This window comes from Mycolicibacterium parafortuitum (genome assembly GCF_002086815.1).
Lineage (GTDB): Bacteria > Actinomycetota > Actinomycetes > Mycobacteriales > Mycobacteriaceae > Mycobacterium > Mycobacterium parafortuitum.
In genome coordinates, this window is the sequence record NZ_MVID01000042.1 from 1 (window position 1) to 25,955 (window position 25,955).

Here is a 25,955-nt window from a genome sequence, read left to right on the forward strand (position 1 = left end):
GACCGACTACTGTCAGACCCGTCCACATTCGTTGCAGCCACCGCTTGAATCCAAGTCGATCTTTTCCTGTGTGGATGCAATCTCGGGGGTGAGGTCGAGCACCCGGTTCACCTGAAATTAATTCGCGGACTTGGCCGTTTAACAAACAGTCTGAACAGAACCCGCGAGATCCGCTCCACGGCTTCGACCCGTATCCAGGGAAGAGCAGGAACCCCGATGAAGTATGTGAAGGTCGCCCTCGGCCTGGCCACCGGTGTGGCCATCGGTCTGGGCTCGGCCGCGCTCGGGCTGGCCGCCCCGTCGGCCGCCGCCCCGGCCGGCCCGGGCAACGCGAACGACACGATCAGCCAGCTGGTGTCGCTCGGCAAGCAGGTGATCGTCGACCGGCTCTCCGACGCCCCGCTGTCGGAGGCGTCTGTGGTGTCCGTGCGTCCGGGCGCCGCGACCCGGCAGATGGCCTGGGATCCGGACCAGATCCGCGGCGGGGAACAGGTGGTCTACGTCGCGGTCCGCTAGCCGGCGGCTGCCGCCACGCGGCCCCCTCCCGTCCCGCCTTTACCGATCGTCACCGAGAAGTCGCTATTTTGTCGGTGAGCCGAGTGCGGTTCCCCAAGCAATCGGAGAGATCGTTGACATATGCGAGTTGACGGGCGGGACGTCGCTGTCTCGGGCAGCCTGCTCCAGCCGCTGACCCGGCGCACCAATGACATCGTCCGGCTGTCCATCGCCGGGGCGTTCCTGGTCGTCGTCGTCACCAGCTCGCTGATCACCCGCTACGAGTGGGAAGCACTGGAGAAATCCATCTCGGGGATCGTCGGGGTGCTCAGCCCGGCGCAGTCCAACACCGTCTACCTGATCTACGGCGTCGCGATCCTGGCGCTGCCGTTCGTCATCCTGATCGGGCTGATCGCGGCCCGGCAGTGGAAGCTGCTCGGCGCCTACGCGGCCGCTGGTGTCATCGCGATCCTGGCGCTGTCGATCACCGGCAACGGCATCGCGGCACCACGCTGGCATTTCGACCTGACCGAGCGGCTCGACACCGTGCTGTCGCAGTTCCTCGACGATCCGCGCTGGATCGCGATGCTCGCCGCGGTGCTGACGGTGTCCGGGCCGTGGCTGCCCGCGCGGTGGCGGCGCTGGTGGTGGGCGCTGCTGCTGGCGTTTGTCCCGATCCACCTGGTGGTCTCGGCGGTGGTGCCGGCCCGCTCGCTGCTCGGGCTGGCCGTCGGCTGGTTCGTCGGCGCGCTGGTGGTCCTGGTCAGCGGCACCCCGGCGCTCGAGGTCCCGCTCGACGGGGCGGTGCGCGCGCTGATCCGGCGCGGCTTCGAGCCGGCGGCGCTGCGCGTGGTGCGCCCGGCGGGCCGGGGCCCGCTGGTGCTGGACGCCGCCTCGGCCGCGTCCGAGGGCACCGAGCCGGAGATCGCGATCGTGGAGCTGTACGGCCCGCACCAACGCGGCGGCGGCTTCCTGCGGCAGTTCTGGGTCAAGCTGCGGCTGCGCGACGACGAGACCGCGCCGATTCAGACGTCGATGCGCCGCGCCGTCGAGCACCGCGCACTGATGGCGCTGGCCGTCGGCAACCTCGGCATGGCGAACACGTCGCCGATCGCGGTGGCCACGCTCGAGCGCGGCTGGACGATCTATGCGCACAAACCCCCCCAGGGCACCCCGCTGGCGCTGTGCTCCGAGGACACCCCGGTCACGCGGGTGTGGGATTCCCTCGGGGTGTTGCACAGCCAGCAGATCTCCCACGGCGATCTGCGCCGCAACAAGATCACCGTCGTCGACGGCACCCCGGTGTTCGGCGGGTTCACCTACGCCGAGTACGGCGCCTCCGAAGCCCATCTGCACACCGACATCGCCCAGCTGCTCGTGACCACCGCCGACCTGTACGGCGCCCCGAAGGCCGTCGCCGCCGCGATCACCGTGTTCGGCAACGACGTGGTGCTGGCCGCGTCGCGGCGGCTCACCAAGGCCGCCGTCCCCAAACGGGTGCGGGACTCGGTGTGGGACGCCAGTTCGGCGATGGCCAAGCTGCGCGACGAGGTGAAGTTCCAGACCGGCGCCGACCAGATCAAGACCGCGACGATCACCCGCTTCACCCGCAACCAGGTGATCCAGATGGTGCTGCTGGTCGCGCTGGTCTACGTCGCGTACCCGTTCATCAGCTCGGCTCCGGTGTTCTTCTCCGAGCTGCGGTCGGCCAACTGGTGGTGGGCGCTGCTCGGGCTGGCGGTGTCGGCGCTGAAGTATGTCGGCGCGGCCGCGGCGCTGTGGGCCTGTGCCGACGGCATGGTGAAGTTCCGGTCGCTGACCGTGATGCAGGTGGCCAATACGTTCGCCGCGACGACGACGCCTGCCGGGGTCGGCGGGCTCGCGCTGAGCACCCGGTTCCTGCAGAAGGGCGGGCTCGGCGCACTGCGCGCCACCACCGCGGTGGCGCTGCAGCAGTCGGTGCAGGTGATCACCCACGTCACGCTGCTGATCCTGTTCTCCGCGGTGGCGGGCGCGTCGGCGAACCTGTCGCGGTTCGTACCGAGTGCGACCGCGCTGTACCTGATCGCCGGTGTGGTGCTCGGCGCGGTCGGGGTGTCGCTGTTCGTGCCGAAGCTGCGGCACTGGCTGGCCACCGCGGTACGCCCGAAGCTCAAAGAGGTGATGGACGACCTCGCGCTGCTGGCGCGCGAACCCAAGCGGCTCGCGCTGATCGTGTTGGGTTGCGCGGCAACCACACTCGGTGCGGCGCTGGCGCTGTGGGCCAGTATCGAGGCGTTCGGCGGCGACGCCAGCTTCGTCACCGTCACGATCGTGACGATGGTCGGCGGCACGCTGGCCTCGGCGGCCCCGACGCCCGGCGGTGTCGGCGCGGTGGAGGCCGCGCTGATCGGTGGCCTGGCCGCGTTCGGTGTCCCGGCCGCCGTCGCGGTGCCCGCGGTGCTGCTGTACCGGATCCTGACCTGCTGGCTGCCGGTGTTCGTCGGCTGGCCGATCATGCGGTGGCTGACCAAGAACGACATGGTTTAGCAGCCGGGTCCGACCGCGCCCGTCGCCAACTCACCGGTAAGAGAAACGCCGCAGTAATCTCACCGAAACCCACGCATGGTTTCCTCTCAACAGACGAAGTTTCCCTCAATGAGATTTCCTGGAGGCTCCATGACGAGTATCGCCGCCCCGACGTTCCTGGTGACATCCGGCTTCTGGCAACAGCTTCCGCAGATGTCGCTCGAAAAGTACCCCGCCACCGAGGGATTCATCGACGATGTGTACGTCAACCCGGGCGGGGTGCCGATGTCCTCGGGTTACTTCGAACTGCGCCACACCGACGCCCCGCTGGACTACTACTACGACTACGACGAGATGAAGGTCGTCCTCGAAGGCGAGTTCCGGCTGGAGAATCCGGACACCGGACAGGTGCAGATCGCCAAGGAGAAGGACGCGATCTTCTTCCCGAAGGGTTCCCGCATCCTCTTCTCCACCCCATCCCGGGCCCTGGCGTTCTACGTCGGCTACCGCTCTTTCGCGCCCTGAAAAGCCCTGTGGCCGAACGCTTCCGGGTTGCCCCGGGATCGGTCACGGCCGTCACGGTGTTCGCCGGCGACCGGGTCGAGGTCGTCGACCAGTACGGCCGCCAACCCGCCGAACTGACGGTGCTGGCCACCGATCCGCGCGCGGTCGCCGACGCGGTCCCCGACGCCATCCCCGACACCGCGGCGTCCGTGCTGCGCCGCCTCGAGCCCGGCCCCGACGAGAACGGTTACGCCGCAGCGCGGATCCTGACCCTTCTGGCCCGTCACCGGGTCGATCAGCAGCGGTCGACGGCGACACGGTTGTTCGGCGAGCACTCCCCCGCCGGATCGCGCGCGGCGTTCCGCGTCGACGCCGACGCCGTCGTGCTGATCGCCGCCCCCGCCGCCCCGATGCTGTTGACGGCCGACGACCCGAACCCGCCGTCGGAGGTCCGTGTCGAGGTGCATCGCGCCGACCCCCGTCGCATCGAGGTGCCCGAGTTGCCGCCGCCGCTGGCCGAACCGCTGTTCGACCTGCGGATCGACGCCGCGACCGCGTCGTCGTACCAGGTGCGCGAAGGTCAGTTCATCCAGGTCATCGACGTCGCCGGACGGCAGTGCTCGGACTTCCTCGCCTTCGACGCGCGTTCCCTCGGCGACGGCAACGAGTTCGGGCTCGACGCCACCACCACCCGCACCATCGGCGGCGGTGCGTACCCGCAGCCCGGCCTGGCCGGCAAGTTCTTCGACTCCCGGGCACGCCCGCTGGTGGAGGTGGTCCGCGACACCGTCGGCCGCCACGACACGTTCGCGCTCGCGTGCACCGCGAAGTACTACGCCGACATGGGCTACCCCGGGCATGTCAACTGCACCGACAACTTCAACGCGGCGCTGTCCCGCTTCGGCGTCGCACCCCGGCAGGGCTGGGCGGCGCTGAACCTGTTCTACAACACCGCGTTCGACGCCCAGCATCAGTTGATCAGCGACGAACCGTGGTCGCGTCCCGGCGATTACGTGCTGTTCCGGGCGTCGGCGGATCTGGTGTGCGCGTCCTCGGCGTGCCCGGACGACATCGATCCCGCAAACGGCTGGGTGCCGACCGACATCCATGTCCGCGTCTACGACTCCACGAGGAGGTTCTCTGTGGCGGTGGGTCACCGGCTGACGCCGGACTCCGAACCCGTGCTCACCAAACCCACCGCGTTCGCGTCCCGCACCGGCGCGCTGACGACGAATGTCACCGAGTACAACGGCTATTGGCTGCCCAACAGCTTCGACAACCACGGCCCGCACCAGGAGTACTGGGCGTGCCGGGAACGTGTCGCGGTGATGGATCTGTCGGCGCTGCGCAAGTTCGAGGTGCTCGGCCCCGACGCCGAGGCGCTGCTGCAGGCCACGGTGACCCGCGACATCCGCCGCCTCTCCCGCGGTCAGGTCGTCTACTCGGCGATGTGTACCGAGTCCGGGGGCGTCGTCGACGACTGCACGGTGCTTCGCCTCGGCGACAACAACTTCCGCTTCATCGGCGGCGACCCGTATGACGGGATCTGGCTTCGCACCCAGGCCGAACGCCTCGGCCTGGACCAGGTGTGGGTCAAGGACTCGACCGACCACATGCACAACCTCGCGGTGCAGGGTCCGTCGAGCCGAGACCTGCTCGCCGACTTGATCTGGAGCCCGCCCGGGCAACCCGCGCTGCGCGACCTCGGCTGGTTCCGCTTCCTGATCGGGCGCCTCGACGGCCCGGACGGGCCGGCACTGGTGGTGTCGCGCACCGGGTACACCGGGGAGCTCGGCTACGAGCTGTGGGTGCATCCCGGTGACGCCGAGACGGTGTGGGACCGAGTCGCAGACGCCGGCCTGCGTTACGGGCTGGCGCCGCTGGGACTCGAGGCGCTGGAGATGCTGCGCGTCGAGGCGGGGCTGGTCGCCGCGGGCCACGAATTCGACGAGCAGACCGACCCGTTCGAGGCGGGCATCGGGTTCACCGTGCCGCTGAAGACCAAGGCCGACGACTTCCTCGGCCGCGACGCCCTCGTGGAACGCAAGGCGCACCCGCAGCGCGTCCTGGTCGGGTTGCGGCTGGACGGCAACGAGACCGCCGCACACGGGGACTGCGTGCACATCGGCCGCACGCAGGTCGGGGTCGTCACGAGCGCGGCCCGCTCACCGGTCCTGCGGGCCAGCATCGCGTTGTGCCGCATCGCCGTCACCCACGCCCAGCCGGGAACCCGCGTCGAGATCGGCAAGCTCGACGGCCACCGCAAGCGAATCCCGGCCACCGTCACCACCATTCCGTTCTACGACCCCGACAAGACCCGCCCGCGGTCATGACGCCCCGAGGAGAGATGATGTCCCGTATCGCCGTGATCGGAGCAGGCCCGTGCGGTCTGGCGCAGCTGCACGCGTTCGAACAGGCCCGCCAGGACGGCATCGACGTCGGCGAGGTGGTGTGCTTCGAGAAGCAGAGCGACTGGGGCGGCCTGTGGAACTACACGTGGCGCACCGGTGTCGACGCGCACGGAGATCCGGTGCACGGCAGCATGTACCGCTATCTGTGGTCCAACGGCCCCAAGGAGTGCCTGGAGTTCTCCGACTACACCTTCGACGAGCATTTCGGCGGGCCGATCCCGTCGTTCCCGCCGCGCGAGGTGCTGTTCGACTACATCGCCGGCCGCGCGAAGAAGAGCAATGTGCGCCAGTTCATCCGGTTCGACACCGCGGTGCGTGAGGTGACGTTCGACGACGCCGCCCAGACCTTCACGCTCACCGTCGAATCGTGGGAGGCCGCCGAATCGTGGGAGGGCACTGAAACGACGCTCAGCACAGAGGTTTTCGACCATGTGATCGTCGCGACGGGGCACTTCTCCACGCCGAACGTGCCGGAGTACCCGGGCTTCGCGACGTTTCCGGGGCGGATCCTGCACTCCCACGACTTCCGCGACGCTGTCGAGTTCGCCGGCAAGAACCTGCTGATCCTCGGCAGCAGCTACTCGGCCGAGGACATCGCGCTGCAGTCCCGCAAGTACGGCGCCGCGTCGGTGACGATCTGCTATCGCAACGCGCCGATGGGGTTCGGCTGGCCGGACGGGATCAGCGAGGTGCCCGCGCTGTCGCACGTCGAGGGCCGCACCGCCCATTTCTGCGACGGCACCAGCCGCGACGTCGACGCGATCATCCTGTGCACCGGCTATCAGCACAACTTCCCGTTCCTGGATCCCGAGTTGCGGCTGGTCACCCCGAACAACCTCTACCCGGGCGGGCTGTACAAGGGCGTGGTGTGGACCGCGAATCCGAAGCTGCTCTACCTCGGGATGCAGGACCAGTTCTACACGTTCAACATGTTCGACGCGCAGGCCTTCGTGGCGCGTGACGTGGTGCTGGGCCGGCTCGCGCTGCCGGACGCCGACGCGATGGCCGCCGACGTCGACGCGTGGCTGGCCAAATACGCCGCGGTCGACAGCGTCGAGGGCCAGATCGATTTCCAGACCGACTACGTGCGCGACCTGATGGCGCTCACCGACTACCCGGACTTCGACCTGGACCTGGTCCGGCAGCACTTCGTCACCTGGGAGCACGACAAGGACGAGAGCATCACCGGCTACCGGGACAAGTCGTTCGCGTCGCCGTGCACCGGCACCGTCGGGCCGACGCCGCACACCACATGGTGGGACGAACTCGACGACAGCCTGGCCCGCTTCCTGCGGCGAGGCTAGCGGGCAGGTTGCGCCGGGGGCAGCGCGGCGACAGCATCGGAGGATGACGCGCGAGGGAAACGTCTCCGAAGCCCGCCCGTCGAGTTCTGGGGACGGTGATTTCGCCGGCCTCGCCCACGCGCGCAGCCGGGTCGACATCCTCGCGGCGCTGCGGACCAGCGCCGAGGGGCTGACCTCTGCCGAGGCCGCGGCCCGGCTGGCCCGGACCGGCCCGAACCGGCTGCCCGCACCCCCGCACCGCTCGCCGGTGATGCTGTTCCTCGCCCAGTTCAACAACGTGTTGATCTACATCCTCGTCGCGGCCGCCGTCCTCAAGGCGATCCTCGGCGACTGGATCGACGCCGCGGTCATCGGCGCGGTCGCGATCATCAACAGCGTCGTCGGCTACCTGCAGGAGGGTAAGGCCGAGAAGGCACTCGACAGCATCCGCGAGATGCTGTCGGTGTCGGCGCGGGTGCTGCGCGACGGCCAGTGGACCAACGTCGACGCCGAATCCGTGGTGCCCGGCGATGTGGTGCGGATCGGCTCCGGTGATCGCGTGCCTGCCGACCTGCGGCTGCTGGAGGTCAACAACCTGCGGGTCGAGGAGTCCGCGCTGACCGGGGAGTCGGTGCCGGCGGCCAAGGACGTCACCCATGTCGAATCCGACGCCGGCCTGGGCGACCGCACGTCGATGGTCTACTCGGGCACCATCGTGGCCGCGGGCACCGGAGTCGGTGTCGCCACCGCCACCGGCACCGCCACCGAGATCGGCCGCATCCAGACGATGATCTCCGAGGTCGAGGGCATCGACACGCCGCTGACCCGCAAGCTGGGGCAGTTCGGCCGCCAGCTGTCGGTGCTGATCCTGGCGATGGCCGCGGCGATGCTGATCATCGGCAGGCTCATCCACCAGTTCACCATCGAGGAGCTGATCTCGGCGGCGATCGGATTCGCGGTGGCCGCCATCCCGGAGGGTCTTCCGGCCGTGGTGACCGTGACGCTGGCGCTCGGCGTGCAGCAGATGGCGCGGCGCAACGCGATCACCCGCAAACTGCCCGCGGTCGAGGCGCTGGGGTCGGTCACGGTGATCTGTTCGGACAAGACGGGGACGCTGACCCGCAACGAGATGACGGCCCGCACCGTGGTGACCACCCGTCACGTCTACGGCGTCACCGGCGCCGGCTACGCCCCGCTCGGCGACATCGAGATCGACGGCGCCGCCGTCGCGCTGGACGACCATCCGGACCTGGGCGCGCTCGTTCACGTGATGGCGCTGTGCAACGACGCCCGGCTCACCGAGGTCGACGGGCACTGGCGGGTGGTCGGGGAACCGACCGAGGGCGCGCTGCGCGCGCTGGCCCACAAGGCCGGGATCGACACGCCGATGCGCCGCATCGACGAGCTCCCGTTCGATTCGGCGCACAAGTTCATGGTCACCCTCGACGAGGACCCGGACGGCGGGCGGTGGCTGCACGTGAAGGGGGCGCCGGACCGGCTGCTCGAACGGTCGGCCACCCAGCTGCGCGGCGGGGTCGCCGAACCGCTCGACACGCCCTTCTGGCACGCGCGAATCGACGAGCTGAGCCGCCGGGGCCTGCGGGTCCTCGCCGCGGCGCGACGCGCCCACCACGGCGGCGACGAGGCCGGCTTCGGCGATGTCGAGGACGGCCTCGAGTTCCTCGGCGTGGTCGGCATCGTCGACCCACCCCGCCCCGAGGCGGTCGACGCGATCGCGAACTGCCACAGCGCCGGTATCCGGGTGAAGATGATCACCGGCGATCACGTCGGCACCGCGAAGGCCATCGCGCACGAGATGGGCATCGTCGAAAGCGCCGACGCCCCGGCCCTGACCGGCTCCGAACTGCAGGCGATGAGTCAACCTCGGCTGCGGGAAGCGGTCGGCGAGGTGGACGTCTACGCGCGTACCAGCCCCGAGCACAAGATCCGCATCGTCAGCGCGCTGCAGGCCGAAGGCCAGGTGGTGGCGATGACGGGCGACGGCGTCAACGACGCACCGGCCCTGACCCGCGCCGACATCGGGGTGGCGATGGGGGTCAAGGGCACCGAGGCCACCAAAGAGGCGGCGGGCATCGTGCTGGCCGACGACAACTTCGCCACCATCGAACGAGCGGTCGAGGAGGGCCGCCGGATCTACGACAACATCCGCAAGTCGGTGCTGTTTCTGTTGCCCGCCAACGGTTCTCAGTCGCTGGTCATCCTGGTGGCGGTGTTGTTCGGGTTCGCGCTGCCGCTGCAGCCGGTGCAGATCCTGTGGGTCAACCTGGTGACCGGGGTGACCTTGGCGCTGGCGCTGGTCTTCGAGAACGCCGAGGACGGCCTGATGTCGCGGCCGCCGCGGCCGGCGGGTCAACCGGTGGTGCGCCTGGCGGATGTGTCGATGATCGCGCTGGTGTCGGTGCTGGTCGCCGGCGCGGCGCTGGCGGTGTACTTCCTCGGGCTGGCCGGCGGCTATCCGCTCCCGGTGGCGCAGACCGCAGCGGTGAACATGCTCGCCCTGGGTCAGCTGGCCTACCTGTTCAACTGCCGGTTCGTGAACTCCACCAGCCTGCGGCCTGCGGTGCTGCGCGGCAATCCGTGGGTGTGGCGGATGGCCGCGGCGCTGCTGGTCCTGCAGCTGGTCTTCATCTACACGCCGTTCATGAACGCGTGGTTCCACTCCGCGCCGATCCCGCTGCTGGGCTGGCTCGTCGGGCTGGCGTTCTCGGTGGTGATCTTCCTGGTGGTCGAGGCCGCCAAGGCCGTCGGGCTGCGGCTGGGCTTCTAGGCCTGGGCTTCTGGCTGCCACCTCGCGAGACCGCCACCAGGGTTGCTGCGCGGGGCGCGGAACTACCCTGGTGGCGGTCTCGCGACTTAAAAGTCGCCGTGAGGTAAACCCGTGACTTGGCCGTCCGCGGTGGGCACTATCCCGCGGTGACCCACGCGATCAAGCTGCACTGGTTCCTTCCGACCTACGGCGACAGCCGGCTGATCGTCGGAGGTGGGCACGGCACCCCGGTCGGCGCGGCGCACGGCGACCGTGACGCGTCCATCGACTACCTCGCCTCGATCGTGCGGGCAGCCGAGACGTTCGGCTTCACCGGTGCGCTGATCCCGACCGGTGCGTGGTGCGAGGACGCGTTCATCACCGCCGCGCTGCTGGCGCGCGAGACCACGTCGCTCGGGTTCCTGGTCGCGTTCCGACCCGGCCTGGTCAGCCCGACGCTGTCGGCGCAGATGGCCGCGACGTTCGCGCGGCACGCGCCGGGCCGGATCCTGCTCAACGTCGTCGTCGGCGGCGAGGCGCACGAGCAGCGCGCGTTCGGCGACCACCTCGACAAGGACGGCCGCTACGCCCGCGCCGACGAATTCCTCGACGTAGTGCGCCGACTGTGGGACGGGCAGACGGTGTCGCTGGACGGCGAGCACATCAAGGTCGAGGACGCATCGCTGGCGACGCTGCCGAATCCGGTGCCGCCGTTGTATTTCGGCGGCAGCTCCGCCGCCGCGGGTCCGGTCGCGGCACGCCACGCCGACGTGTACCTCACCTGGGGGGAGCCGCCGGCCGCGGTGGCCGAGAAGGTGGACTGGATCCGGCGGGCGGCGGCCGCGGAGGGCAGGCAGGTGCGGTTCGGCATCCGGCTGCACGTGATCACCCGCGATACCGCCGACGCGGCGTGGGCCGAGGCCGACCGGCTCGTCGGCGCGCTCGACGAGCAGACCGTGCGCACGGCGCAGGAAGGCTTGAGCCGCAGCCAGTCCGAGGGACAGAAGCGGATGCTCGCGCTGCACGAGGCGCACCGCGAGAACGGCAGCTGGCACGACGCCCGCTCACTGGAGGTCGCACCGAACCTGTGGGCCGGGGTCGGCCTGGTGCGCGGCGGCGCGGGCACCGCGCTGGTCGGCAGTCACACCGAGGTCGCCGAGCGGATCGCCGAGTACGTCGAGGTCGGCATCGACGAGTTCATCTTCTCCGGCTATCCGCACCTGGAGGAGCTCTACTGGCTCGGCGAGGGTGTGGTGCCTCTGCTGCGCGAGCGCGGGCTGTTCGACGCTGACGTGAGATCCGCGGCGCCGACGTCGATCCCGTTCGTCGGGGCAGCCCGGTGACACCGGCGTCGGCGCACGACGCACTCGCCGTCGCCCGCGATCTGGCCGCCGGGTTCGCCACCGACGCCGCGACCCGCGACGCCGACCGCGAGCTGCCGCACGATCAGATCAAGGCGCTCAAGGAATCCGGGCTGCTGGCCCTGTCGGTGCCGCGCGAGTACGGCGGTCTCGATGTATCAGCGACGGTGCTGGCCGAGGTGTTCCGGTTGTTCGCGCACGCCGACCCGTCGCTGTCACAGATTCCGCACTCGCACTTCGTGTTCCTGGAGGCGCTGCGGCTGCAGGGCTCCCCCGACCAGCAACGGTTCTTCTATCAGCGGGTGCTCGACGGCGCGCTGTTCGCCAACGCGCAGTCCGAACGGGGGCCGCACACCGTCGACGTCGACGCCACGACGCTGGTCCAGGGCGCCGACGGCTACACGCTGACGGGCCGCAAGTTCTACTCGACGGGCGCGTTGTTCGCCGACTGGGTGGTCGTGCGCGCCTCCCTGAGCGACGGATCCGGTGCCGTGCCGACCAACAAGACACCGAAGGCCGTCGCGTTCGTGCCGCGCGACGCTGCCGGCCTCGACATCGTCGACGACTGGGACGGCATGGGGCAGCGCACCACCGCGTCCGGGACGGTGACGCTCGACGGCGTCGCGGTGCCCGCCGAGCATGTGGTGCCGTTCTCGCCGATCTTCACCGTGCCGACCACCTACGGGGCGCGGGCTCAGCTATGGCATGCCGCGATCGACGTCGGTATCGCGACCGGCGCGCTGGAGGCCGGTGTCGCGCAGGTCGCGAAGGCCCGGCCGCATTTCGAGGCGGCGGTGACCGCGGCGGTCGACGACCCGACGCTGATCACCGTCGCCGGGGAGCTGACGGTCACGGTGCGCGGAGCGCAGGCCCTGCTGGCCGAGGCGGCGCGCACGCTGGACGCGGCCACGGCGGACCTGACGGAGGATTCGGCGGCCGAGGCCTCGATCGCGGTCGCGGCGGCCAAGGTTGCGGCGGTGCGGGCGTGTCTGGAGGCGTCGACGTCGCTGTTCGAGTTGGGCGGCACCCGCAGCGCGGGGGCCTCGGCCAACCTGTCGCGGTACTGGCGGGACGCGCGGACGCACACGCTGCACGACCCGACGCGGTGGAAGGTGCAGCACATCGGCCGGTACACGCTCTCCGGTACCCGGCCGCCCCGGCACGGCCAGATCTAGCAGGCGACTCCGGCGAAGACGGCGCCGGTGACCAGCGCGATCACCAGCGCGAGCGTGGGCATACCGCTGAAGAGCGCGACCACCACACCGGCGATCGCGGCGATCAGGATCATCATCATCAAGATCGCCAGTGCCCAGTTGACCTGCCCGGGCGCGTGCGCAGCACGGGGCGAGTCGACAGGCTGCGGGACCATTGCACCGTCACCGATTCCAACCATGACACGTCCTCTCTGTGATGACGGACACAAATATAACCTGACGATGACGTAAGTCACATCAAGGATCGCCATGTTGTGATGTAACCGTCAATTTCGAAAGCCCTACTAACAGAATCGATTAGGGCTACTAACCACGAGAACGGGCCTTGGTAGCTTGGCGACCGTGAGGATCGCAGGCCCCATCTCGTCGGTGCCGGCGGCGGCACTGCTGGCGGTACTGCTGGCGTCGTGCACGGCGGCGTCCGAGCCGCCCCGGGCGACGCAACCGGCCGCCCCGTCCGCCTCCGAGTCCGCACCGCTGCCGCCGGAGACGATCCGCCGCCTCACCCCAGTGCCCGACACCCCAGTGCCCAACCCGACAGTGCCCGACACCCCAGTGCCCACCCCACCCGCGGTCCACCCCGTCACCGCCACCGAACTCGGGGACACCTGGCGGCCCGGCTGCCCGGCCGCGCCGGACGAACTTCGGCGCGTGGAGCTCGACTACTGGGGCTTCGACGGGCAGCCTCACCGCGGCGAGCTGGTGGTACACCGCGACCTCACCGACCAGGTCATCGAGGTGTTCGCGGCGCTGCACGAGCTGCGGTATCCGATCGAACGGATGCGCACCGTCGACCACTACCCGGGCGGCGACGACGAGCTGTCGATGCGCGACAACAACACCTCGGCGTTCAACTGCCGCGGCATCCCGGGATCGAGCAGCTGGTCGTGGCATGCGTACGGCCGCGCGATCGACGTCAACCCGAAACTCAACCCGTTTGTCCCGGCCGGCGGCGCCTACGAGCCGGCCAATGCCGGTCTGTGGGTCGACCGCGCCCGCACCGACCCCGGGATGCTGCACGACGGCGACCCCGCGGTGACGGCGTTCACCGACCGCGGCTGGGCGTGGGGCGGGCACTGGCGCAGCCCACTGGACTACCAGCACTTCGAAATGCCCTAGATCCGCGGCCGTTATCGACGATCATGTCAATAAGACGGTCTGGTGCCGTCGCAAGGAAGGATTGCCCGAAACGGCGCAGCGGCGTGCCCGCGCGACGGTGAACCCCCGCAGGGGGTACTTCGTGTCGTTCAATAAAGCATTCCTTCTCCTCGGACGGAGACTGCGCTGCTCGATCGGATCGCCCTCTGGGCACTAGCCGCGCCACGGCGCATCCTGATGGCCGCGGCGGTACTGACCGCCGCGATGGCGGTCTTCGGCCTGCCCGTCGCCAAGGACCTGTCACCGAGCGGATTCTCCGACCCGGGTTCGCAGTCCGCGCACGCCGCGACGCTGCTGACCGACAAGTTCGGCCAGGGCGACGTCCAGATGCTGATCGTGGTGTCATCGCCCGACGGGATCGACGCTCCCCGGGTGCACGACGTCGGCACCGGCATCGTCGACGACCTCAAGACCGACCCGCACGTCGCGGAGGTGTCCTCGCCGTGGTCGGCGCCGCCGGCCGTGGCCGCCGACCTGGTCAGCCGCGACCGCACCGCGGCGCTGATCGTCGCCGGGATCACCGGCACCGAAGCCCAGCAGCAGACCTACGCCAAGGAGATCTCCGACCGGGTCACCCGCGACCGGGACGGCATCGTGGTGCGCACCGGCGGCACCGCGATGGTCAACGTGCAAATCACCGAACAGTCCCAGCGCGATCTGCTGGTGATGGAGGGGCTGGCCATCCCGCTGAGCTTCCTGGTGCTGGTCTGGGTGTTCGGCGGCCTGGTCGCGGCCGCGCTGCCGGTCGCGATCGGCGGGATGGCGATCGTCGGCGCCATGTCCGTGTTACGGCTGGTCACCTACGCCACCGACGTGTCGATCTTCGCGCTGAACCTGGCCACCGCGATGGGGCTGGCACTGGCCATCGACTACACCCTGCTGATCCTGTCGCGCTACCGCGACGAGCTGGCCGCCGGCGCGCCGCGCCCGCAGGCGATCCGGCGCACGATGACGACCGCGGGCCGCACGGTGATCTTCTCGGCGACGACGGTCGCGCTGTCGATGTCGGCGATGGTGCTGTTCCCGATGCACTTCCTGAAATCGTTCGCCTACGCCGGGGTGGCCACCGTCGCGTTCGCGGCCGCCGCGGCGGTCATCGTCACCCCCGCCGCGCTCGCGCTGCTCGGTGACCGGCTGAACTCCCTCGACGTGCACAAGCTGGCCCGCCGCGTGCTGCGCCGGCCCGACCCGCAACCGGTGCCGGTCGAGCAGCGGTTCTGGTACCGCTGCGCCCGGTCGGTGATGCGCCGCGCGTTACCGCTCGGCCTCGTCGTGGTGACGCTGCTGGTGGTGCTCGGCGCCCCCTTCCTCGGGGTGAAGTGGGGCTTCCCCGACGACCGGGTGCTGCCCGCGTCGGCGTCCGCCCATCAGGTCGGCGACCAGCTGCGCACCGAGTTCGCCGACAACACCGACACCAATGTCACCGTCGTGGTGCCCGATGCGGCCGGGCTGACCCCGGCGGACCTGTCCAGCTACGCCGCCGAGCTGTCCCGGGTGCCCGACGTCCCGGCGGTGTCGGCGCCGACCGGCACGTTCGTCGACGGCGCCCAGGCCGGGCCGCCGTCCGCACCTGCCGGTGAACACGACGGCAGCGTGTTCCTGACCGTAACGAGCAACGCGCCGTTGTTCTCCGACGCGTCGGAGACCCAGCTCGACCGGCTGCACGCGGTGCCGGGCCCGGGCGGGCGCGACGTACAGATGACCGGCACCGCGCAGATCAACCGCGACAGCGTCGACGCGATCACCTCGAAGATGCCGTTGGTGCTCGGCCTGATCGCGGTGATCATGTTCGTGCTGCTGTTCCTGCTCACCGGCAGCGTCGTCGTCCCGATCAAAGCCCTTGTGCTGAACATGCTTTCGCTGACCGCGGCGTTCGGTGCGCTGGTGTGGATCTTCCAGGACGGCCACCTGGCCGGGCTCGGGACCACCTCCACGGGCACGCTGGTGGCCAACATGCCGGTGCTGTTGTTCTGCATCGCGTTCGGCCTGTCGATGGACTACGAGGTCTTCCTGGTGGCGCGCATCCGCGAGTTCCGCAACCACGGCCACGACAACGACGAGGCGGTGGCGCTCGGCATCGCCCATACCGGACGCATCATCACCGCCGCGGCCCTGATCATGTCGATCAGTTTTGCCGCGTTGATCGCCGCCAACGTGTCGTTCATGCGGATGTTCGGCCTCGGTCTGACCCTGGCCGTCCTCGTCGACGCGACGCTGGTGCGGATGGTGCTCGTCCCGGCGTTCATGCACCTTATGGGCGGCGTGAACTGGTGGGCACCGAAGTTCCTGCAACGCGTCCACCGCCGCCTCGGCCTCACCGAAGAGCCCGGCCCCACTGCTTCCCCCACCACCGCCGAATCGACAGAGCAGGTCGTCACATGAGTACCAGTGTCATCGCGGGCGTCCAGGGCGCCCTGCCCCCGCACAGATACACCCAGGCCGAGGTCACCGAGGCCTTCCTGGCCGCCCCCGCGTTCGCCGGTGTCGGCGACGTGCTGCGCAGCCTGCACGCCAACGCGAAGGTCGACGCCCGCCACCTGGTGCTGCCACTGGAGCAGTATCCCGATCTGCTGGATTTCGGAGCGGCGAATGACCTGTACATCGAGCACGCCGTCGAACTCGGCTGTGCGGCACTGACCGCCGCGCTCGAGGAGGCCGGCCTGACACCGGCCGACCTCGACATGATCATGACCACGACGGTCACCGGGATCGCGGTGCCGTCGCTGGACGCCCGCATCGCCGGCCTGCTCGGGCTGCGGCCCGACGTCAAGCGGATCCCGTTGTTCGGCCTCGGATGTGTGGCGGGTGCGGCCGGCATCGCCCGCATGCACGACTACCTGCGCGGGGCACCCGGTGAGGTGGCCGCGCTGGTCTCGGTCGAGCTGTGCTCGCTGACCCGGCCGGCACTGGAGCCGACGATCGGCAGCCTGGTCGGCAGCGCGCTGTTCGGCGACGGCGCGGCAGCGGTGATCGCGGTCGGGCCGCAGCGCGCGGACGCGCTGGGCGCGGCCGGGCCCGAGGTGCTCGACACGCGCAGCCGGATGTATCCCGATTCCCTCGACATCATGGGCTGGGCGGTGAACCACAACGGTTTCCAGCTGATCCTGTCACCGGATCTGCCCGAGCTGATCGAACGCTATCTGCCCGACGACATGGCCGGCTTTCTCGGCGACCATGACCTCGCCGTCGGCGACATCGCGACGTGGATCTCGCATCCGGGCGGTCCGAAGGTGATGGAGGCGATCACCGCGGCACTGCATCTCGGCGACGACGCGCTGGAACTGTCCTGGCGTTCGCTCGCCGAGGTCGGCAACCTGTCGTCGTCGTCGGTGCTGCACATCCTGCGCGACACCCGCGCCAAGAATCCCCCGCCCGGCGCGCCCGGGCTGCTGATGGCGATGGGGCCGGGCTTCTGCTCCGAGCTGGTCCTGCTGCGGTGGCGCTGAGGAACCGGCCATGCTCGCCTACACCCTGCTGATCGCCGCGGTCGCGGTCGAACGCGTCGCTGAACTCGTTGTCTCCCAACGCAACCTGAAGTGGAGCCGGGCGCACGGCGGCGTCGAGTTCGGCGCGGGCCACTACCCCGTCATGGTGGTGCTGCACACCGGGCTGCTGGTCGGTTGCCTCCTCGAGGCCGCGCACCGCGAGTTCATCCCGGCACTGGGCTGGTCGATGTTCGCCGTCGCGGTGGCCGCCCAGGTCCTGCGCTGGTGGTGCATCACGACGCTCGGGCACCAGTGGAACACCCGCGTCGTCGTGGTCCCGAACGCCGGGCGCGTCACCCGCGGGCCGTACCGGCTGTTCTCCCACCCGAACTACGTCGCGGTCGTCGCCGAGGGCATCGCGCTGCCGCTGGTGCACTCCGCGTGGATCACCGCGCTGGTGTTCACCGCCGCGAACGCGGTGCTGCTGTGGGTGCGGATCTCGGTGGAGAACAAGGCGCTCGAATCGCTGACGGCATGATCGACCTGGTGGTGGCCGGGGGCGGACCCGCGGGTCTGGCCACCGCCGTGCACGCCGCCAGGGCGGGTCTGCAGACCGTCGTCATCGAGAAGCGCACCGGCCCGATCGACAAGGCGTGCGGCGAGGGGTTGATGCCGCACGCGGTGCGCCACCTCGACGCGCTCGGCGCGCAGCCGTCCGGCCGGGCGCTGCGCGGCATCTCCTACTTCGACCGCCGCCACGCCGTCACCGCGCCGTTCGCCGCGGGCGGCGGGCTCGGGGTGCGCCGCACGACGCTGCACGCGGCGCTGCTCACCGAGGCCGAACGCGCCGGCGTGAAACTCGTGCACGCCAAGGCGGGCCCCGTGACCCAGGACGCGGACTCGGTGAGCGTCAACGGCATCCGCGCCCGCTACCTGGCCGCCGCCGACGGCCTGCACTCTCCGATCCGGTCCGCGCTGGGACTGGAGCTGCCCGCGTCCGGGCCCCGGCGCTGGGGGTTGAAGCGCCATTTCGCCGTGCCGCCGTGGAGCGACTTCGTCGAGGTGTACTGGTCCGATGTACCCGGCGCCGGGGAGGCGTACGTGACCCCGGTGGCCGACGACTGCGTCGGCATCGCGATCCTGACCTCGCGGCGCGGCGGCTTCGACCAGCACCTCGACGCGTTCCCGGCGCTGCGGGAGCGACTCGCCGGGCTGACACACGAAGCCGACCACGCGGCGGGTCCGCTGCGGCAGCGGGTGCGCGGCCGGGTCGCGGGCCGGGTGCTGCTGGTCGGCGACGCGGCAGGCTACGTCGACGCTCTGACCGGCGAGGGTCTCGGGTTGTCGTTCGCGGCGGCCCGGCTGCTCGTCGACTGTGTGAGCGCCGACCGGCCCGGCGACTACGAGGCGCAGTGGCGCCGCGCGACCCGGCGCTACCGGTTGATCACCGCGGCGATGCTGGGCGCCTGCACCTCACCGCTTCGTTCATTCGTCGTGCCCGCGGCCAGCGGCCTCCCGCGGGTGTTCGCCGGAGTGGTCAACCTGATCGGCGACTGACCGGTCGGCGACCGCGGAGCGATCACCGGCGTAGATCGAGATCGCGTTGCGGCCCCGCGCCTTGGCGGCGTACAGCGCCCGGTCGGCTCGGTCGAGCAGTTCGGCCACCACCGCCTCCGGGTCGGTGTCCGCGGTGCGCCACGGCCGCAGCGTCGCGACGCCGACGCTGATGGTCACCTTCCCCGAGTCCGAACCCAGGTGCGGGATGTTGAGCGCCCGGATCGCGGCCGCCAGCCCGCCGGCGAACTCGTGCGGCGCATCGCAACCGGACAGCACCACGGCGAACTCCTCACCGCCGTAGCGCGCGGGCACGCACACCTCGGGGCCGGCGAGGTTCTGCAGGACGTCGGCAACCCGGCGCAGGCATTCGTCGCCGGCCTGGTGGCCGTAGAGGTCGTTGAACGACTTGAAGTGGTCGAGGTCGACGAACAGCGCGGTGACCTGTTCGCCGTCCGCGCGGGCGCGTGACCAGATCTCGGCGGCCCGCTGCGCCAGGCCGCGCCGGTTGGCCAGCCCGGTCAGCGGGTCGGTGTTGGCCATGTCGGTCAGCGAGTCCTGCACCTCGCGTTCCAGGGTCACGTCGCGCAGCACCGCGACGGTCAGCCCGTCGGAGGTGCGCCTGCTGTGCACGACGTACCAGCCCCACTCGCCGTCGCGCTTGCGGATCCGGAACGGCGCCGACGGTCCCGTCTCGGCGGTCTCGGGGAAACCGGCCCGGCTGGCCTGGTCGTCGGGATGCACCTGCGCCAGCCACGCCTCCTTGGTCAGCGGCCCGTCCGGCAGGGCGAGGATCTCGTGACCGGGCGAGGCGCGGCGCAACACGTTGCCGTCGCCGTCGACCACGATCACCACGTCACCGGTCAGTTCGGCGACCAGTTCGTAGGCCTGGTAGCTGGCGTTGTCGAGCACGGCCAGCCGCGTCCGGTCCTCCAGCGCGGCCGCGACCAGCACCACCATCGTGAACGCGCCGAGCACGAACACCTGGGCCGAGATCATCGCCTGCCCGGGACTGTCCAGCGACGCGGCGAACGGACCGTAGCCGGCGAACGTGATGCCCAGCACCAGCGCCGCGCCGACGGCCATCTCGGCGAATGCCGCCGCGATCCCGGACCGGATCAACACCAGCAGCGCCGGCAGCCCGGTCAGGAACACCAGCACGAAGCTGGTCTCGGTGGCCGAGGCCGCACACATCCCGACGGTCGCGGCGGTCATCGCCGCGAACCACAGCACCTCGCTCCAGCTGTGCCTGCGCAGGTAGTGGTCCCAGCGCAGCAGCAGCGGCACCAGGAACGCGATGCCGACGGCCTCGGTCAGGTACCACGCCATCGCCGCGTAGAGCAGGCCCTGGGAGGTCAGCGGGATCTCCTCGTTGAGGAGCAACCCGGCGATCCCGATCGGGGCGGCCAGCAGCGGCGCCAGCAGCACCCCGAACACCAGGAACCGTTGCCATCCGCCCAGCGAGTCGGTGCGCCCGCTGACCCAGTCCCGGTCGCGGTGCAACAGGGCCGCGGCGAACACCGCCGTCGCCATCGTCGACAGCACGCCGAGTTCGGGTGTCAGGTCGAACACGGCGCGCGCCGTGATGATCTGGACGGCGGCGAACGCGGCCAGATACACCGGCCACTGCCTGCGCGGCGCGGTCAGCAGCGCGACCAGTTGCGGTGCGACCGCCGGCCACGCCATCGCATACGACCAGTTCTCGGTGTAGACGAGTCCGCGCACCAGCAGGCACAGCGCGCCGACGGCCAGCGTCCAGCCGATCAGCCGCCACAGGGGCGGGACGGCACCGGCGGGGTCGTCTGCGCTGTGCGCGTCCCCTCGGTCCCGTCCCACAGCCACCCCGACAGTCAACCGCGTCAATATTCGACTCGGCAACCGGCACACGCCGTGCCGGGCCTCGCGCCGTTCACATTCCTGACGCAGTACCGAAACGCGGGGACGCCACAATGACGCGTCCGTACTAGTTTCGACAGTCCACGCCGCCGACGAAGGAGAATCCGTGACCGATGTGGTGAACCCTTCAGTGGTCAACCCTGCAGTCGTGACCCCTGCGGGCAACTCCGTCGAGGTCAACGGCACGCCGGTCGGGCCGACGGGTCAGACCCGCTCAGGCATGACGGCCGACGCGCTGCGCGCTGCCGTCAAGGACCACCTGGTGTACTCGATCGCGCGCCCGGCCGCCGCGCTGACCCCGGAGCACTACTACCGCGCGCTGTCGCTGGCCGTGCGGGACCGGATGCAGAAGCGCTGGATGGCCACCACCCAGGACTGGCTGGACCTGTCGGCGAAGGTCACCTGCTACCTGTCGGCGGAGTTCCTGATGGGTCCGCAGCTGGGCAACAACCTGCTCAACCTCGGCATCGAGAAGCAAGCGCGCGAGGCGCTCTCCGACCTCGGCCAGGACCTCGACGAGATCCTGGCCTGCGAGGGCGAGCCGGGGCTGGGCAACGGCGGGCTCGGCCGGCTCGCCGCGTGCTATCTGGACTCGCTGGCGACCCTGGAGCGGCCGTCGATCGGCTACGGCATCCGCTACGAGTTCGGCATCTTCCGGCAGGAGATCGTCGACGGCTGGCAGGTCGAGAAGACCGACAACTGGCTCGTGCACGGCAACCCGTGGGAGATCGACAAGCCGGACGCCAACTATGTCGTCAACTGGGGCGGGCACACCGAACAGTACGAGGACGTCACCGGCAAGCTGCGGGTGCGCTGGGTGCCGCAGCGGGTGCTGCAGGGCGTCTCCTACGACACCCCGGTGCAGGGCTACGGCGTCAACACGTGCAACACCCTGACGCTGTGGAGCGCGCGGGCCGTGGAGTCGTTCGCGCTGGAGGCGTTCAACACCGGCGACTTCTACAAGGCCGTCGACGAGGAGGTCGTCTCCGAGACGGTCTCGAAGGTGCTGTACCCGAACGACGAGCCCGAGGCCGGGAAGCGACTGCGGTTGCTGCAGCAGTACTTCTTCGTGACGTGCTCGCTGCAGGACATCCTCAACATCCACCTGCAGCGCGCGCACCTGCCGCTGCACACCCTGCCGGACAAGTGGGCGATCCAGCTCAACGACACCCACCCGTCGATCGCGGTCGCCGAGCTGATGCGGCTGCTGATCGACGAGCACCAGCTGGCGTGGGACGACGCGTGGGATCTGACGGTGCGCACGTTCGGCTACACCAACCACACGTTGCTGCCCGAGGCGCTGGAAACCTGGCCGCTGGGCATGTTCGGCGAGGCGCTGCCGCGTCATCTGGAGTTGATCTACGAGATCAACGAACGCTTCCTCGACGAGGTGCGGGATCGCTTCCCCGGCGACGACGACCGGGTGCGCCGGATGTCGCTGATCGGTGAAGAAGGCGGCAAGCGGGTGCGGATGGCGCACCTGGCGACCGTCGGCAGCCACGCCGTCAACGGCGTCGCGGCGCTGCATTCGGAGCTGCTGAAAAGCAGTGTGCTCAAAGACTTCTACGACCTGTGGCCGGAGAAGTTCGGCAACGTGACCAACGGGGTGACGCCGCGGCGGTTCCTCGCGCTGTCCAATCCGGGGCTGCGCGGCCTGCTCGACGAGACGATCGGGCCGGGCTGGTTGACCGACCTGGAACGCCTGCACGGGCTGGAGTCGTTCGTCGACGACCCGGCGTTCCGGGCCCGGTGGCGGGAGGTCAAGCGTGCCAACAAGGCTCGGCTCGCCGAGTACGTGCACTCGGCCACCGGCATCGAACTGGACCCGACGTGGATGTTCGACGTGCAGGTCAAGCGGATCCACGAGTACAAGCGCCAGCACCTGATGGTGCTGTACATCATCGCGCTGTACCTGCGGCTGAAGACCAACCCGGGGCTGACGATCCCGCCGCGGGCGTTCATCTTCGGCGGCAAGGCCGCGCCCGGCTACTTCATGGCCAAGCGGATCATCAAGCTCATCACCGCGGTCGGCGAGACCATCAACGCCGACCCCGAGGTCAACCGCTGCATGAAAGTGGTGTTCCTGCCGAACTTCAACGTCAAGAACGCCCACCTGGTCTATCCGGCGGCGAACCTGTCCGAGCAGATCTCCACGGCGGGCAAGGAGGCCTCGGGCACCGGGAACATGAAGTTCATGATCAACGGCGCGCTGACGATCGGCACGCTCGACGGCGCCAACGTCGAGATCCGCCAGGAGGCCGGTGCCGAGAACTTCTTCCTGTTCGGGCTCACCGAGGGTCAGGTCGAGCGGGTCAAGGCCGAGGGTTACCGTCCGGTGAGCTACATCGAGCGGGATCCGGAACTGGCCGGCGTGCTGGAGTTGATCGCAAGCGGTGAGTTCACCCACGGCGACACCGAGGTGCTGCGCCCGGTCGTCGACAACCTGGTCCACGACGATCCGTTCCTGGTGCTGGCCGACTACCGCTCGTACGTGGACTGCCAGGACGAGGTGTCGCGGGCGTGGCTGGATCTCGACTCGTGGTCGCGGATGTCGATCCGCAACACCGCGCGCAGCGGCAAGTTCTCGTCCGACCGCGCCATCCGGGAGTACTGCGACGAGATCTGGGGTGTCCGGCCGATGTCGGTCGACTTGGACTGATTCACCCGTAGAGGCCGCGCTCCAGCGCGTTGAGCAGGCGCAGCGCCGCGCCGATGTCGTGCTCCTCGCCGGACGCCTCCAGGGCGTCGTCCAGCAGTCTCGCCCAGATCGCCCGCAGGCGTTGCAGATTCGCCGCGGCCAGTTCGGTGGAGTGCAGCACCGCCTGCCGGTTGTCGGCCGGGTCGGCGGTCCGTCGCACCAGCCCCTTGGCCTCCAGATCGCGAAGCGCGCGGCTGAGGTTGCTGCGCTGCAGCCCGGTGCCTGCGGCCACCACACTGGGGCTGACGTCGGGATGGTGGTCGATGTAGCGCAGCACGGTCACCTCGGTCACCGACAGGTCCAGCACGGCCGGGTCCGCGGACGCCTGTGCCTTCACCGCGCGGGCCACGGCCGTCACGAGGTCGGCGAGGTCGGCCAACTGTTCCGCGCGACGGGCGTGCACTCGCCCACGCTAGCGCTTCGGTTTTGGTTCCGGCTTCTGCGGGCCGGCGGGCTCGCCGCCGCCGCGGCCGGTGAAGCGGCCCAGCGTCGAGACCCCCGGCACCGACGACACCGCCCGGTAGACGTCGTTGCCGGTCGCGACCAGCGCCTCGAGCTGGGGCAGGATCGCGTCCATGGTGCGCAGCATCGGTGCGGCCAGCGCGAGATAACGCTCCATCCGGTCGACGGCCTGGTTCAGCCGTTCGGTCGCGGTGGCCAGATTCTCGACCAGGTCGGGGATCTCGGCCGCGAGTTTGAGCGATGCGGGCGGGATCCGCAGCGCGCTGGTGGCGGCGGCCTGCGCGGCCTCGGCCGCCTCCTGCGCGGCGGCCACCAGGTCACCGGGGCTGGGCACTTTCGGTTTCGCCATGTGTCCACCATGACGCACGGCGGGCCGCTGCGCGTCCGGTACGCGCGGCGCGCCCGAAAAGCATTGGCTCGCAGCGCCGCGGCCGTGCCACCCTCGGACCGTGGTCGATGCGTTCGTCGCCGATGGTTTCGTCAGGATTCCCGCGGCCGTGCCGCGCGGGGTCGCCGACGCGGCGCGGGCGCTGCTGTGGGCGCGCCTGCACCGGGATCGCGGACTGGACCCCGACGATCCGGGCTCATGGACGCAGCCGGTGGTGTGGACGGCCGACATGACCGGTGAGGGCCCGTTCGGCGAGCTCTGCCGCAGCCCGGCACTGACCGCGGCACTGGACGACGTGTGCGGGGCCGGTGCGTGGGTACCGCGCGGTGCGCTCGGCAACATCCCGGTGCGGTTCCCGGTGTCCCCGCCCGCCGAGGACCGCGGCTGGCATCTCGACCTGAACACGCAACGGCCCGACGGGACGTGGACGGTCAGCGCGCGGCCGCACACGGTGCTGCTGCTGACGCTGCTGTCCGACGTCGGCGCCGACGACGCACCGACCCGGATCCGCGTCGGCTCTCACCGCGATGCGGCCGCGGCTCTCGGTGACCGCGGGCTTGACGCGGTCGGCGCGGCCGAACTGGTCGAACCGGCCAGCCGGCAGCGGCCCGTCGCGCACGCGACCGGGGCCGCCGGCGACATGTACGTCGTGCACCCGCTCACCGTGCACGCCGCCGACGAGCACCGGGGCGCCACACCGCGGTTCATGGCCCAGGCGCCGGTGCTGCTGCGTGACCCGCGCCGGATCCACGAGGCGGCGTCCGGCGTGACACCGTCTCGATAGCCGCAACGGCTCGATAACAAGCCGGTCACCGCCCCGCGCGTCCCCCGGCGCGCGGCGGCGGCCCTTGTAACTTCGCGCGCGTGACGTTCTTCGCGCGCATCGCCGCCGCGGTGCTCCTGGCCGCAGGCCTGCTGACCGTGGCCGCGCCGCCGAAGTCGGTCGCGTTCTCGCGCGCCGGGCTGCCGATCGAACAGCTCGACGTGCCGTCACCGTCGATGGGCCGCACCATCCGCGTCGAATTCCAGGGCGGCGGGCCACATTCGGTGTTGCTGCTCGACGGTCTGCGCGCGCAGGACGACTACAGCGGCTGGGACATCAACACCGCCGCGTTCGAGTGGTTCCACGAGTCCGGGGTGTCGGTGATCATGCCGGTCGGCGGGCAGTCGAGTTTCTACGCCGACTGGTACCGGCCGGCCAGGAACAACAACGGCACGCTGACCTACAAGTGGGAGACGTTTCTGACCAACGAGTTGCCGACGTGGCTGGCCGCCAACCGGGGTCAGGATCCGTTCGGCAACGCCGTCGTCGGGCTGTCGATGTCGGGCAGCGCGGCGCTGACGATGGCGGCATGGCATCCGCGGCAGTACAAGTTCGCCGCGTCGCTGTCCGGGTATCTGGCGCCGTCGCAGAAGATGTGGCCGTCGCTGATCGACATCGCGATGCAGGACGCGGGCGGGTTCGACTCGTTCGACATGTGGGGTAAGCCCGGGTCGCCGTTGTGGCAGCGGGCCGATCCGATGCTGAACATCAACCGGCTGGTGGCCAACCGCACCGCGCTGTGGGTCTACTGCGGCGACGGGGTCGCATCGGATCTCGACGCCGGCGGTGACCTCGGGGCCAGCATCAGCGCCGGGTTCCTGGAGACCATCACGCTGAACACCAACAAGGAGTTCCGCGACAAGTACCTCGCCGCCGGCGGACGCAACGCGATCTTCAACTTCCCGCCCAACGGCACCCACAGCTGGGGGTACTGGGGTGCGCAGTTGCAGGCGATGAAACCCGACATCGTCCGGCTCCTGAACCCGCCTCCCCCACCGGCCCCGGCTC

Annotated in this window: 20 protein-coding genes; 16 read left to right on the forward strand and 4 right to left on the reverse strand. The window is 70.1% G+C overall.

Annotated elements, in window-relative coordinates; all coding sequences use genetic code 11:
* Window positions 1–216 precede the first annotated feature (216 nt).
* The 8 genes from BST38_RS27710 (at window position 217) to BST38_RS27745 (ending at window position 12,504) form a co-directional block, all read left to right on the forward strand.
* Window positions 217–516, forward strand: a complete 300-nt coding sequence (locus BST38_RS27710; protein ID WP_083146744.1) for a hypothetical protein — start codon at window positions 217–219, stop codon at window positions 514–516.
* Between the two features lie 120 nt (window positions 517–636).
* A complete protein-coding gene (locus tag BST38_RS27715) occupies window positions 637–3,024 on the forward strand; it encodes a lysylphosphatidylglycerol synthase transmembrane domain-containing protein (RefSeq protein ID WP_083146745.1) in 2,388 nt (795 codons plus the stop codon).
* A gap of 129 nt (window positions 3,025–3,153) precedes the next feature.
* The gene (locus tag BST38_RS27720) at window positions 3,154–3,528 is read left to right on the forward strand and encodes a cupin domain-containing protein (RefSeq protein ID WP_083146746.1); all 375 of its coding nucleotides are present in this window, start codon (window positions 3,154–3,156) and stop codon (window positions 3,526–3,528) included.
* 8 nt (window positions 3,529–3,536) lie between these two features.
* Window positions 3,537–5,840 carry a trimethylamine N-oxide demethylase gene (locus BST38_RS27725; protein ID WP_083146747.1) on the forward strand — a complete coding sequence of 768 codons (2,304 nt, stop codon included), beginning with the start codon at window positions 3,537–3,539 and terminating at the stop codon, window positions 5,838–5,840.
* A gap of 17 nt (window positions 5,841–5,857) precedes the next feature.
* Entirely contained in the window at window positions 5,858–7,222 is a 1,365-nt protein-coding gene (locus tag BST38_RS27730) for a trimethylamine monooxygenase (protein ID WP_083146761.1), read from the forward strand.
* Window positions 7,223–7,265: 43 nt separating this feature from the next.
* Window positions 7,266–9,989 (forward strand): cation-translocating P-type ATPase, encoded by a 2,724-nt coding sequence (locus BST38_RS27735; protein ID WP_083146748.1) that lies wholly within the window; start codon window positions 7,266–7,268, stop codon window positions 9,987–9,989.
* 146 nt (window positions 9,990–10,135) lie between these two features.
* A complete protein-coding gene (locus tag BST38_RS27740) occupies window positions 10,136–11,311 on the forward strand; it encodes an LLM class flavin-dependent oxidoreductase (protein WP_083146762.1) in 1,176 nt (391 codons plus the stop codon).
* Window positions 11,308–12,504 carry an SfnB family sulfur acquisition oxidoreductase gene (locus BST38_RS27745; protein WP_083146749.1) on the forward strand — a complete coding sequence of 399 codons (1,197 nt, stop codon included), beginning with the start codon at window positions 11,308–11,310 and terminating at the stop codon, window positions 12,502–12,504. Before BST38_RS27740 ends, BST38_RS27745 begins: the two co-directional genes overlap by 4 nt.
* On the opposite strand, the gene BST38_RS27750 is transcribed toward BST38_RS27745, so the two are convergent.
* Window positions 12,501–12,722 carry a hypothetical protein gene (locus tag BST38_RS27750; protein WP_083146750.1) on the reverse strand — a complete coding sequence of 74 codons (222 nt, stop codon included), beginning with the start codon at window positions 12,720–12,722 and terminating at the stop codon, window positions 12,501–12,503. The genes BST38_RS27745 and BST38_RS27750 overlap by 4 nt on opposite strands.
* Before the next feature lie 163 nt (window positions 12,723–12,885).
* Between BST38_RS27750 and BST38_RS27755 the strand changes: the two genes are divergently transcribed.
* The 5 genes from BST38_RS27755 to BST38_RS27775 all read left to right on the forward strand — a co-directional run bounded on the left by BST38_RS27755 (window position 12,886) and on the right by BST38_RS27775 (window position 18,683).
* Entirely contained in the window at window positions 12,886–13,662 is a 777-nt protein-coding gene (locus tag BST38_RS27755; RefSeq protein ID WP_083146763.1) for a M15 family metallopeptidase, read from the forward strand.
* Window positions 13,663–13,827: 165 nt separating this feature from the next.
* Window positions 13,828–16,083 (forward strand): MMPL family transporter, encoded by a 2,256-nt coding sequence (locus tag BST38_RS27760; RefSeq protein ID WP_181792106.1) that lies wholly within the window; start codon window positions 13,828–13,830, stop codon window positions 16,081–16,083.
* Entirely contained in the window at window positions 16,080–17,147 is a 1,068-nt protein-coding gene (locus BST38_RS27765) for a type III polyketide synthase (protein WP_083146752.1), read from the forward strand. Before BST38_RS27760 ends, BST38_RS27765 begins: the two co-directional genes overlap by 4 nt.
* Before the next feature lie 10 nt (window positions 17,148–17,157).
* Window positions 17,158–17,664 carry an isoprenylcysteine carboxyl methyltransferase family protein gene (locus tag BST38_RS27770; protein WP_083146753.1) on the forward strand — a complete coding sequence of 169 codons (507 nt, stop codon included), beginning with the start codon at window positions 17,158–17,160 and terminating at the stop codon, window positions 17,662–17,664.
* Window positions 17,661–18,683, forward strand: a complete 1,023-nt coding sequence (locus BST38_RS27775) for an NAD(P)/FAD-dependent oxidoreductase (protein ID WP_083146754.1) — start codon at window positions 17,661–17,663, stop codon at window positions 18,681–18,683. The genes BST38_RS27770 and BST38_RS27775 overlap by 4 nt, the downstream gene beginning before the upstream one ends.
* Here BST38_RS27775 and BST38_RS27780 read toward each other — a convergent pair.
* Window positions 18,612–20,522, reverse strand: coding sequence for a sensor domain-containing diguanylate cyclase (locus BST38_RS27780; protein ID WP_083146755.1), 1,911 nt, complete (start codon window positions 20,520–20,522; stop codon window positions 18,612–18,614). The genes BST38_RS27775 and BST38_RS27780 overlap by 72 nt on opposite strands.
* 274 nt (window positions 20,523–20,796) lie before the next feature.
* Between BST38_RS27780 and BST38_RS27785 the strand changes: the two genes are divergently transcribed.
* On the forward strand, window positions 20,797–23,235 hold the full coding sequence (locus tag BST38_RS27785) for a glycogen/starch/alpha-glucan phosphorylase (RefSeq protein WP_237160946.1): 2,439 nt from the start codon (window positions 20,797–20,799) through the stop codon (window positions 23,233–23,235).
* 1 nt (window position 23,236) lies between these two features.
* Here the strand turns inward: BST38_RS27785 and BST38_RS27790 are convergent, their stop codons facing one another.
* Both BST38_RS27790 and BST38_RS27795 read right to left on the reverse strand, forming a co-directional pair.
* Window positions 23,237–23,677 carry a MarR family winged helix-turn-helix transcriptional regulator gene (locus tag BST38_RS27790; RefSeq protein ID WP_083146757.1) on the reverse strand — a complete coding sequence of 147 codons (441 nt, stop codon included), beginning with the start codon at window positions 23,675–23,677 and terminating at the stop codon, window positions 23,237–23,239.
* 9 nt (window positions 23,678–23,686) lie between these two features.
* Complete coding sequence (locus BST38_RS27795) at window positions 23,687–24,085, reverse strand: hypothetical protein (protein ID WP_083146758.1); 399 nt, start codon at window positions 24,083–24,085, stop codon at window positions 23,687–23,689.
* Window positions 24,086–24,185: 100 nt separating this feature from the next.
* Between BST38_RS27795 and BST38_RS27800 the strand changes: the two genes are divergently transcribed.
* Together BST38_RS27800 and BST38_RS27805 are read left to right on the forward strand one after the other, a co-directional pair.
* On the forward strand, window positions 24,186–24,908 hold the full coding sequence (locus BST38_RS27800) for a phytanoyl-CoA dioxygenase family protein (protein WP_083146759.1): 723 nt from the start codon (window positions 24,186–24,188) through the stop codon (window positions 24,906–24,908).
* Window positions 24,909–24,988: 80 nt separating this feature from the next.
* The coding region (locus BST38_RS27805; RefSeq protein WP_083146760.1) for an esterase family protein at window positions 24,989–25,955 on the forward strand (967 nt) is incomplete at its 3' end.